General features: G+C 27.7%; 12 protein-coding genes. 2 read left to right on the top strand and 10 right to left on the bottom strand.

What is annotated here, in order from left to right; all coding sequences use genetic code 11:
* Positions 1-71 precede the first annotated feature (71 nt).
* The 10 genes from AC5LAX_RS00915 to AC5LAX_RS00870 all read right to left on the bottom strand — a co-directional run bounded on the left by AC5LAX_RS00915 (position 72) and on the right by AC5LAX_RS00870 (position 7,405).
* Positions 72-308, bottom strand: a complete 237-nt coding sequence (locus tag AC5LAX_RS00915; protein WP_353888853.1) for a P-loop NTPase fold protein — start codon at positions 306-308, stop codon at positions 72-74.
* Positions 309-449: 141 nt separating this feature from the next.
* Positions 450-719, bottom strand: coding sequence for a P-loop NTPase fold protein (locus AC5LAX_RS00910; RefSeq protein WP_288909468.1), 270 nt, complete (start codon positions 717-719; stop codon positions 450-452).
* Between the two features lie 133 nt (positions 720-852).
* Complete coding sequence (locus AC5LAX_RS00905) at positions 853-1,557, bottom strand: carboxymuconolactone decarboxylase family protein (RefSeq protein ID WP_288909467.1); 705 nt, start codon at positions 1,555-1,557, stop codon at positions 853-855.
* A 29-nt stretch (positions 1,558-1,586) separates the two neighbouring features.
* Positions 1,587-2,252: a flavodoxin family protein gene (locus AC5LAX_RS00900; protein ID WP_288909466.1), complete on the bottom strand. Its 666-nt coding sequence runs from the start codon at positions 2,250-2,252 to the stop codon at positions 1,587-1,589.
* A gap of 11 nt (positions 2,253-2,263) precedes the next feature.
* Positions 2,264-2,767 carry a cyclophilin-like fold protein gene (locus AC5LAX_RS00895; protein ID WP_193525874.1) on the bottom strand — a complete coding sequence of 168 codons (504 nt, stop codon included), beginning with the start codon at positions 2,765-2,767 and terminating at the stop codon, positions 2,264-2,266.
* Between the two features lie 783 nt (positions 2,768-3,550).
* Complete coding sequence (locus AC5LAX_RS00890) at positions 3,551-4,030, bottom strand: flavodoxin (protein ID WP_288909465.1); 480 nt, start codon at positions 4,028-4,030, stop codon at positions 3,551-3,553.
* Positions 4,031-4,067: 37 nt separating this feature from the next.
* Positions 4,068-5,069, bottom strand: coding sequence for an aldo/keto reductase (locus tag AC5LAX_RS00885; protein WP_288909464.1), 1,002 nt, complete (start codon positions 5,067-5,069; stop codon positions 4,068-4,070).
* Positions 5,070-5,100: 31 nt separating this feature from the next.
* Positions 5,101-5,952, bottom strand: a complete 852-nt coding sequence (locus AC5LAX_RS00880; RefSeq protein ID WP_288909463.1) for an aldo/keto reductase — start codon at positions 5,950-5,952, stop codon at positions 5,101-5,103.
* A gap of 70 nt (positions 5,953-6,022) precedes the next feature.
* Positions 6,023-6,379 (bottom strand): helix-turn-helix domain-containing protein, encoded by a 357-nt coding sequence (locus AC5LAX_RS00875; protein ID WP_018999503.1) that lies wholly within the window; start codon positions 6,377-6,379, stop codon positions 6,023-6,025.
* Between the two features lie 156 nt (positions 6,380-6,535).
* Positions 6,536-7,405, bottom strand: coding sequence for a LysR family transcriptional regulator (locus AC5LAX_RS00870; protein WP_288909462.1), 870 nt, complete (start codon positions 7,403-7,405; stop codon positions 6,536-6,538).
* Positions 7,406-7,546: 141 nt separating this feature from the next.
* Here AC5LAX_RS00870 and AC5LAX_RS00865 point away from each other — a divergent pair, with 141 nt between their 5' ends.
* Both AC5LAX_RS00865 and AC5LAX_RS00860 read left to right on the top strand, forming a co-directional pair.
* Complete coding sequence (locus AC5LAX_RS00865; protein ID WP_288909461.1) at positions 7,547-8,494, top strand: NAD(P)-dependent oxidoreductase; 948 nt, start codon at positions 7,547-7,549, stop codon at positions 8,492-8,494.
* A gap of 173 nt (positions 8,495-8,667) precedes the next feature.
* On the top strand, positions 8,668-10,528 hold a 1,861-nt coding region (locus tag AC5LAX_RS00860), incomplete at its 3' end, for an autotransporter outer membrane beta-barrel domain-containing protein (protein WP_493263616.1).

Genomic DNA, 10,528 nt, shown 5'->3' with positions numbered 1-10,528 from the left:
TTTTGTGTGGTAACTTTATTTTACACGAAAATTCATAATGAGTTTTTTATTTTTCTAGGTGTCGCACTTCATTATACAATCCATCTTGTATTATCATCAGTAGATAGTTTGTCAAAATTTATTTTTTTATTTAATGCTAACATATATTTCTCAGGAAGATTATTATAATATTGAATATGATTTATTTCTTCTTCGTTAGCAATAAGAATAACTTTTATATTATTTTGTTCAGTTAATATATTTATGAAGCTAAGTAATTCATTAATATCTATTTTGCATCGTTCAACGTCGTCTAAAAATAGTGAAATATTTTTTAAATCTATAAGATCTTCAAATTTAGGTAAATCATCTTTAGTTATGTTAAATCCTAAAATATTTGAATTATTAAGTGCATTTAATCCTATATTTATTGCTTTTGAAAATAAATTTAATTTATTAGTTATATTTTTTCAAAATTTATTTTTAAAGAAATTTTCAAATAAAGCTAAATATATTTTGTTAGTTAGTTCAGTAAGATCTTTTATATCATATAGGGATAGATAATATATTTTGGCAAATTTTAGAGAAGTATTATCTTTCAAAGTTGGTATAAGTTTTTCTTTTACAAAGAAAGTTTTTCCTGTACCCCATTTACCATCTATTAAAATAGCTTGTGTATATCTGTCTTCTAATAAATAATCTGTAACAATATTTATTAGTTCATCATTATTTATATTCATAATTATTACGTTCCTTGAGGTTTTTCTAATCTATTTTTTTATTTGTATATAATTAATTATTATAACATAAAAAGATACATCTTAAAGGTTAATTGGAATAACTTTTAAGGTGTATCTTTTTTTATATGGTATTTTATTTAGAAGAGGCAAGATAGTTATCTAGGATTTCTTGGGCATGTTGGGCTATTTGGGTATTAACTTTTGCATCTAAAGTATTGATTATATCTTGTAATTTAGTTTTGCTAAGTCCTGCATTGATACCAATATTTAGATGGGATAAAAGTTGGCTTTCTGTTCCGTCCATACTTGCTAAAGCAGAGATTGTAGCAATTTCACGTTCTGGATAAGTCAAGATATCGCGAGCAAATAAATCACCGAAGAGATGTGCTTTCAACATGTAATCAATGCCAGAAGAACTAGCAATATTCACTGGTGCTCCTGCTAATTGAGTTTGAACTCTAGTACCTAGAGCTAAAATATTTGTATTTGCTGGTAGTGGTGTTGCCTCATCGCCCATAGTGTCATGAATATTTTTGCTTTGTCGTTCGGATAAAACTTCATCTACAGTAGCAAGACCATTTAAGGCACGAGGAAAACCACAATAAGCATAGAGATGAACCATTATTTCTTTTGTTTCATTGATAGTTAGTCCACTATCTAAGCCTTCATTTATAGCTATTTTTAAATTATTTAAATCTCCAGTAGCTGTATAAGAAGCAATAGGAATGATAGCTTGCTGTTTTGCTGTCAAAGAACTAGCTTGATAATTAGCAAAACTAGAACTTATGCCTAAGAATAAAACACTACAAAAGGTCAATATAGATAATAAGTATTTCATAAATATCCCTCACTTTTAAATGAATTTTATTAAAGGTTATAGCCTATTTGATATGCTTGATTAGGGAATTCTGTACGTTCAATGATAGGACGAGAGCCACAACCAATGGCTAAAACTTTGCCGATATCTTGCCATTCCATATAACGCACTAGCGTTTCATAATGATGAACTAAAGCTTCCATAGTCCAATCAGCACTATTATAAGCAGTTGCCATTAAAATTGATTTTTTACGATGTAAGGAGCCTGTACGTGAATAAAATCTATCAACAACAGTTTTTATTTGTGCGGACATACCATAATAATAAAGAGGTGTAATTAAAACAATTAAATCCGCACCAATTAATTTTGGCATAAGTGATTGTTCAATAGCATCATTTTGAATACAAGGCCCATTCATACCACAATGGTCACAACCTTGGCAAGGATGAATATCTTCAAATGCAGAATTAAAACGAAAGACTTCATGTCCAGCACTTGTTGCACCTTCGATAAATTTATTAGCTAATAAAGCTGAAGTTCCTGCTTTATGAGGACTACCTGTAATAACTACAATTTTCATTTTATTTTCTCCTATATGATCATTAGCATTAGCTGTTGTTTCAGGTTTATTTGTCAATGCAGATAATCCACAACCACTCAAAAATAGAGTCAATAAACCTGAGCCACTTAATTTGATAAAATCTCTACGGTTCATGATAAATAACCTCATTGATTAGGCATAGCTTCAATAGTTACTGTACCTGATAGCTCGGATACTATATCTCCACCAGAAATAACATGACCTAATTCGTATAAATCGTTGTTAGCACGGAAATCATCATAGAAAATAACAACATCTCCCCATGGCTCATAATAAGCTAAAGTTCCGATTTTTGGTGTGGCTTTAGGTGTGCTTTCTGTATTTAATTTATTAGGTGGATAGAATATTTTCTCATTTGTACTATAATCTTCTAAATCTATGGATAGTGGTAATTGATTATATAAATCATTAGCAGCTGGACTATTATTTAATTCGATTTCAATAGTTTGTTTATTAGTAGTTGTTAATTTTATAATTTTAGTTTGTGTTGAAGTTGATGTAGTTTCAGTTGTTGTTTTTACATTAGTATTAGCTGTAGTATTATCTTGAGTTGGTTCTACTTGAGCATTGCAAGCCGTTAGAGAAAAGGTCATTAATAATAAACTTAGCAGTAGAAAGATTTTTTTCATGATAATAACCTCCTGTATGTTTATTTTTTATCTAATTTATATAAAATATGTGATAAAATACAATCTTTTGTTTGAAGATTTAGAAAGCTTTTTCGTAAATAGTTAGCTAAGATTATGAAAGTAACTACGATAGATAAGTAGTCCACAAAAAATGATAGTAAAGATTGAGATGGATTAAAATATACAAAATTATTTTGTAACAACATATATGAAATTAAATCATAATGAATAAAGTTATTTAATCCATAAAGGAAAATTATCCATAAAATTAATTTAGAATTTAGCGAATAAGATAATTTATCTTTTGTATATTTAGTTATTAGATTATAAAAAATTTGCCAATGTAATCCTATATGCATAGATATTAAAATAAAACCCCAATAAGCTGACAGTAGATGTAATGTACGAGCAAAATTGATTAAATTGGGAAAAGAGGTTTTTAGAAATAACGGGATATAATCTAAAAATATAAGACTACTGATAATTAATCCAAACATAGTTAAGAAAGTGAGTAGATTAATTATTAAAATAAATGAATTATAAAGTGTGTATTTTAAAGATATTATCTTGGCAAAGTAATTTTTTTGTAATATACAATGAATTATAAATCCTATGCAAAGGATAATGCCTAAATATTCATGCCACTTTGTACCTATTAATGAATATGACATACATAATAATAGTAGTATGAACATGATGATATCTAAGACGATTTTTGATTTAAATTTTAAAGTCATAAGCTACTCCTTTCTTAGAATTCAAGTGATAATTCAATTAAAATGATTATAAAATATTTATTTTAGTTAACCATTTATGAATATCTGTATTTGAAGCAGTGCTATCATAAGAAGCTAATCCTGTGAGAATTTTTGATTGAGGACATAATTTCTTTATATCTTGAGGGATATGACCGAAGCCACCTCCACCATGAGTACAGAATGAAATGACTTCTTTATTTATTAAATGATTTTGATTTTGCATAATGAAGGTGAGTATGGGTGGTGCAATAGTACTCCACCAATTAGGTGAACCGATAAAAATAGTGGAATATTTATTTAAATCTATTTGAATATCTTTGATGTCAGGTTGATAGTTTTGAGAGATTTCATGTTTAGCTTGATTGACAACTGCATTATAGGCTTGGGGATAAGGTTTATGTGGAATAATTTCTAAACAGTCAGCATGAAGTTGTTCAGCAATAATTTTTGCCATTTTGCGTGTATTACCAGAATGAGAATAATAAACTATTAATGTATTAGACATATAAATACCTTCTTTTATAAAAATTTTTAATATAAATTTATTTATCTATTAAATTTTCTTGTGATTGAGGATATCTTGCACCTTGAAGATTGATTGAATTTAAATGTTTGTTAATCATGGATAATTCTTCAGCAGAGAATTTTACATTTATACTATTGATATTTTCTTGTAGTCGAGAAACTTTTTTAGTTCCAGGAATAGGTACTATCCAAGGTTTTTGAGCTAAAAGCCAACCAAGAGCAATTTGTGCAGGAGATACTTGTTTTTCTTGTGCTAATTTTTGTACATATTCGATTAAAATATAGTTGTGATTTAAATTTTCGCTATTGAAACGAGGTATTTGAATGCGAAAATCATCTTTAGCAAAATGAGTATCTTTATTAAATCGTCCTGTTAAAATAGCTTTACCTAAAGGACTGAAAGGAACAAAGCCGATATTAAGTTCTTCAAGAGTAGGTAATAATTCTTGTTCAACTTCACGATACCACATGGAATATTCACTTTGTACAGCAGTTACAGGGCAGATAGCATGGGCTTTACGGACGGTTTTAGCACTAGCTTCGGATAATCCCCAATGTAAAATCTTTCCTTCTTTGATTAAATCTTTCATAGTTTCTGCTACTTCTTCAATCGGAGTTTGCGGGTCAACACGATGTTGATAATATAAATCAATGTAATCTGTTTGCAATCGTTTTAAAGAGCCTTCAAGTGCATTGCGAATATCTTTAGGTTTACTTGAAAGCGCTACTGGTCGATTAGCATTATCCATTTTATGAACTAAATCGAAACCAAATTTTGTAGCAAGAACAATTTGGGAACGATATGGTTTTAATGCTTTGCCTAATAATTCTTCATTTGTATATGGGCCATATACTTCAGCTGTATCAAAAAAGTTAATGCCTAAATCAACGGCTTGCTGTAATACGAAGATAGCTTCATTTTCAGGAAGATATGGCGGATAACTTTGAGTAAATCCCATACAGCCTAAACCTAAAGCAGATACTTTTAATTTATCTTTACCTAAATATCTATATTGCATAATTTTTTCTCCTTTATTGTAGATTATTTTGTTATTGAATAAATTTAATATTGTGTAAGCGATAAACTTCGTTTATATCGTGTAAATCAAGAATGATGCTATGTTTTTTATCTAATTGAGCAAGAGCATCTAATTCTTCTGATGTTAAAGTAAAATTATTTAATTGTATATTTTCTTGAAGATGTGTATAATTCGTAGATTTTGGAATACTGATGATATTATTTTGTTTTAGCCATTTTAAAATAATCTGTGCTGTAGTTTTGTTATATTTTTTAGCTAAAGAAATCAATAGAGGATTTTCAAAAATTTTTTCTTTGCCTTCAATAAACGGAGCCCATGCCATAGGTTTTATATCATATTTTTTCATGAGTTTTAATAATTCTTGTTGTTGACAAAGTAAATGGAGTTCTATTTGATTAATTGCTGGTATAATATTATGACTTAAAATTAAATCAACTAATCTATCTGGTAGAAAATTACAAACGCCAATAGCTTTTATTTTTCCAGAAACATATAATTCTTCCATAGCTTGCCAACTACCATGGTAATCACCAAAAGGCATATGAATAAGATATAAATCTAAATAATCTGTTTGTAAATTTTCTAATGTTCTAGCAAATGATTGTTTTGTTTTTTGATAACCAGCATCTTGTATCCAAACTTTAGACGATATAAAAATATCTTCACGAGGAATTTGACTTTTTTTGATTGCATTGCCAACAGCTTTTTCGTTGCCATAGCAAGCAGCTGTATCTATTAAACGATAGCCCATTTTTAAAGCATTTAATACAGTGTGTTCACATTCATCAAGATTATTTATTTGATATACACCTAATCCTGTAAGTGGTATTGTTACTTGGTTGTTTAATGTAAGTTTATCCATTTGTAAGTACCTCGGTTTATAATTTAATCTTAATCCTTGTAGTCAACTCCAAGTCAATAGAATTTTTTTATTATTTAGTATATTTATGTTCGATTTTGTAACGAAGATAATTTAAGCGTTCTAATTGTTTTTCACGGAAATGGATTTCATCAAGAAGTTCATTGCGTTTTTTATTTAAACTATATAGTTGTAATTTATCACTATGATTGTTTTTATCGAGCAATAAACGCATATAATTTTCAATTTCTTCAATATTAAAGCCTATATCATGTAAGGTCATGATTAAACTTAGATTTTCTAAATCACTATCATCATATTGCCATGAACCCATGACTTTTTTTACTGCATTACATAACCCCCATTTTTCATATTCGTGTAAGATTTCTAGGGGAATATTATAATGTTTACTTGCTTCATCAATTGTCATTTTAATACTTCCTTATTTCGTTTTTATTGAATTTAATAATTAAGTATTTTATTTTGCAAAATAAAAATGTAGGTATTCTATTTCTTTGAACACCTACATTTTAATATATTTATTTAATTATGACTAATACTTATATTTAATAATAAATAATGCTTTTTAAGCATTTTTAATACTTTGGATAAAATGAGACATAGTTTGTGAATATATATGATTTTTCTTCCAAATGAGTACAGCACCAGTTTTTATTTCTGGGTATAAAGGTATAAATTTTAATTCATGGTAAAAATCACCAAGATTAAGATTAAAACAAAGGGCTATACCTATTTGATGTTTTACCATATTAGCAGCATTTAAAATTAAGTTATACGTTGCTACAATGTTTAATTTTTCTGGAGAATTATTAAACCAATTAATTAATTCATTTTGTACGGCTGTGCGTTTAGCAATGATTAGTGGTTCATTGATTAGATCATCAGATGTGATAAATGTTTTTTGAGCTAATCTATGTTTTTCATGGACTAAAATGCCCCATTGTTCTTTTTGCGGTAAACGAAAGAAATTATATTTACTGATATCAACTGGTTCAGTTACTAATCCCATATCTAAAAGACCATTTTCTATGCGTTCTTTAATTTCATCTGCAGTAGTACTATGAATATGGAATTTTACTAATGGATGAACTTTATAGAATTCTTTTATTTTTTGAGATAAATATGACATATTTTGAGTTTCACCACAACCTATAGAAATTTCTCCAACTAAATCATCGCATTCTTTTGTCAGTTCTTGTTGTGTTTTTTCCATCAGGGAAATTATTTCTTTAGCACGACGACGCAATAACATACCATCTTCAGTTAAAATAATGCGATGTTTACTTCGTTGAAATAAAGTTACTCCGAGTTCTTCTTCTAATTGGATAAGTTGTCTAGATAAAGTGGGCTGTGTAATATGCAACAAATTAGCTGCTTTTGTTATATTTTCTTCGCGAGCTACCATTAAAAAATATTTTAATAAACGAAATTCCATAAAAGCACCTTCTAAAATTTTTATTTGATGTAATTATAGGATATATAAATATATTTGGCTAGAATTTAATTTGCAGGTATTTATTATTTAATAGCGAATAAAATTTTATAGTGAATAAATTTATGGTTAGGAAGTGGATTTATGAGTTTAAAATTAGTTATAGCGGAAACAATAGGTATAAATGAAAAAACATTGAATGAATTAGCAAAAGATATTTTACCTCAAGATGTAGAAATCAAATATTATAATTCTTTAGCAGATAGCGATGAAGAAAAAATCAAACGCTGTAAAGATGCTGATGCAGTGATAATAGCTAATAAACCATATAGAGAAAATGTTTTAAAAGCATGTAGTAATTTAAAAATGCTCTCTGTTGCTTTTACTGGTGTAGACCATGTAGATATGGATTATTGTCATGAACATAATATATTAATTTCTAATTGTTCAGGATATGCAAATGAAGCTGTTAGCGAGCTTGTAATTGGTATGTGTATAAGCCTATATAGAAAATTAGCTGAGTGTGGTATGGCTACAAAAAATCATGAAACAAGTAATGGTCTTCGCGGATTAGAACTTTGTCGTAAAAAATTTGGTATTATTGGAGCAGGTGCTATTGGCTTAAAAGTAGCAAAATTAGCTAAAGCTTTTGGTTGTGAAGTATATTGTTATCGCAGACATATTCCTGAAAATAGTGAATTTGAATTTGTGGATATGGATACTATTTTAAAAGAATGCGATATTATTTCACTGCATATGCCACTTACAAAAGAAACTACATGTATGATAAATGCAGAAAAAATTGCTTTAATGAAGAAAAATGCTATTTTAATCAATACAGCTAGAGGAAAAATTATCGATACGCAAGCTTTAGCTGATGCTTTAAATAAGGGAAAAATTGCTGGTGCTGGCGTTGATGTTTTTGATACAGAACCACCTATTGGAGCAGAAAATTCATTGTTGACTGCAAAAAATGTTGTGTTATCTCCACATATTGGATTTGATACGCAAGAAGCTATGCAGAAAAGAGCTATTATAGCTTTAGAAAATATTGCAAAATGGATTGAGGGAAAACCACAAAATATTATGTAAAATAATCAAAATAAATAATAAGGGCTATATCTTATTTATAGTATTTATGGTATAATTAATATAGAAGAATTAAATAATGATGAATTTTGTATGACGATAATAAAATTGTTCTTTTTATTATTTTCATAAAAAGTCTTCATGAATTAATACTAAAAAAGATAGGAGGACTTATTATGAAAAAGAAATTAATAAAAAGAGCAATTTTTTTTATGATAAGTTGTAATATGGTTGTTTTTACACCAACATGGGCAAGTCAAGAAACAAAAAATACAATAACTTCATCGAGTATAGAAGTATCTGATGGAAGTATTAAAAATATAGTGAATGATGATATTAATATTATTGATACAAATGTAAGAGATGAATATGGAATATTTTCTAATAATGGCGGAAAATTAAATATAGATGTAGATAGTTTAACTATTGAACATAATATTGATAGAAGTAATATGTTTACAAGTATTCTATCTCAAGGAAATACTTCACAGGGAAGTCGCTCATTAATAGATATCAAGACTATTAATGATATTAATATAGATAATACAGCGCAGGAATTGGAGCAGATAAATGCTATAAATGCAAAAGATAATGCTAATTTAAATTTATTATCTAAAAATGGAGATATAAATATAAATAGTAATTTAAATATTAATCGTCGATTATATGATGTAAATAATAGCATAATAAATGTAGAAAACAATAGCGCACTTAAATTAGATGCTAAAAATATGAATATTAATTCTACTATAACTGATAGTTATGGGCAAAGATTATTTAATAATTATGGAATTAATGTAAAAAATAGCCAATTAAATATAAATAATCAAGAAAATATGCAAATCAATTCTACTATTAGTGGTAGAGGTTTTGATAACTATGGAGTATATGTTTATGATAATCTAAATCAGGGAAGTAAAGTTGATATTGTAAATAATGGCGATCTAATTATAAATACAAATGATAATAGCAGCAGAAATCATTCTTATGGAATTTTTGTTATCAATGAAAATAATACAGATGACGAAACAAGTGTAAATATAAATAGTAAAAATAATGTAGTAAATACAAAATCTACAGGTATAGAAGTTTCTGGTGAACTTAGTAATGTAAATATAACAGCTAGTGCGGGTTCTAATGTAATTAAAGCTTTAGGTGATGTTGATAGTACAGGAATAGAAGTCAATGATAATGGAACGCTCTATTTAAATGCTAAAGATTATAATATTGTTACATCTGATTACACAGGTATACATGTTTCTTATGCAGATGATAAACAAAGTAATATAACATTAAATGCTAATAATAATATTGTAAATGCTGTAGGAACAGGAATATTGAGTTTTTCTAATGGCAATATTAATTTAAATGCTTTAAATGGTAATAACGCCTTTACTAGCAATTATATAGGAATTAGTTTAATGGATAATAGTCAAGTTAATTTAAAAGCTGATAAAGGTGAAAATTACTTTAAAATTGATGAAGGTATTGCAATATTATCCAGTCAATCTAATGTATTGGCTCAAGCTAATAAAAATATATTAGAAGGTATAGAAGGTATTTCTAGTATAGATAAATCTGAAGTTAAATTACAGGCTACAGATAGTAATACTATTAATGCTAAGGAATTTGGTATCTATACTAAGGAACAAGGAGTAGTAAATTTAAATGCTATTAATGCAGATAATATTGTATATGTAGATAATGGATATGGAATAAGTGGCAATGCTTCAGCTATAAATATCGATAGTCAGTCAGGAAATAATAGCATAGAAGTAGCTCAAGGAATAGCTGTTGAAGTAAATAATGGAAGCAATATTTCTCTAAATGCTAATAAAGGGCAAAATAATATAAAAGCAAGTGATACTGCTATTTTTGTAAATAAAAATAATATTGACAAAGATATTGCTACTACAAGTACGGATACAGTAGTAAGAATTACAGGAAAAGACAATATTATAAATGCTACTACAGCTATAGATAATATTGATGGTGGCAATGTTGAAATAATAGCTAGTGAAAATAATTCTATTAATG

It is taken from the genome of Megamonas sp. (assembly GCF_986095205.1).
Note: the sequence above shows the minus strand (reverse complement) of the source record. Positions and strands in the feature narration are given on the sequence as shown.

Excerpts from the sequence above, each read along its gene's own strand:
- AC5LAX_RS00905 (WP_288909467.1), bottom strand. The coding sequence starts at position 1,557 with ATGAAATACTTATTATCTATATTGACCTTTTGTAGTGTTTTATTCTTA.
- AC5LAX_RS00865 (WP_288909461.1), top strand. The coding sequence starts at position 7,547 with ATGAGTTTAAAATTAGTTATAGCGGAAACAATAGGTATAAATGAAAAA.
- AC5LAX_RS00895 (WP_193525874.1), bottom strand. The coding sequence starts at position 2,767 with ATGAAAAAAATCTTTCTACTGCTAAGTTTATTATTAATGACCTTTTCT.
- AC5LAX_RS00900 (WP_288909466.1), bottom strand. The coding sequence starts at position 2,252 with ATGAACCGTAGAGATTTTATCAAATTAAGTGGCTCAGGTTTATTGACT.
- AC5LAX_RS00890 (WP_288909465.1), bottom strand. The coding sequence starts at position 4,030 with ATGTCTAATACATTAATAGTTTATTATTCTCATTCTGGTAATACACGC.
- AC5LAX_RS00875 (WP_018999503.1), bottom strand. The coding sequence starts at position 6,379 with ATGACAATTGATGAAGCAAGTAAACATTATAATATTCCCCTAGAAATC.
- AC5LAX_RS00880 (WP_288909463.1), bottom strand. The coding sequence starts at position 5,952 with ATGGATAAACTTACATTAAACAACCAAGTAACAATACCACTTACAGGA.
- AC5LAX_RS00870 (WP_288909462.1), bottom strand. The coding sequence starts at position 7,405 with ATGGAATTTCGTTTATTAAAATATTTTTTAATGGTAGCTCGCGAAGAA.
- AC5LAX_RS00910 (WP_288909468.1), bottom strand. The coding sequence starts at position 719 with ATGAATATAAATAATGATGAACTAATAAATATTGTTACAGATTATTTA.
- AC5LAX_RS00885 (WP_288909464.1), bottom strand. The coding sequence starts at position 5,069 with ATGCAATATAGATATTTAGGTAAAGATAAATTAAAAGTATCTGCTTTA.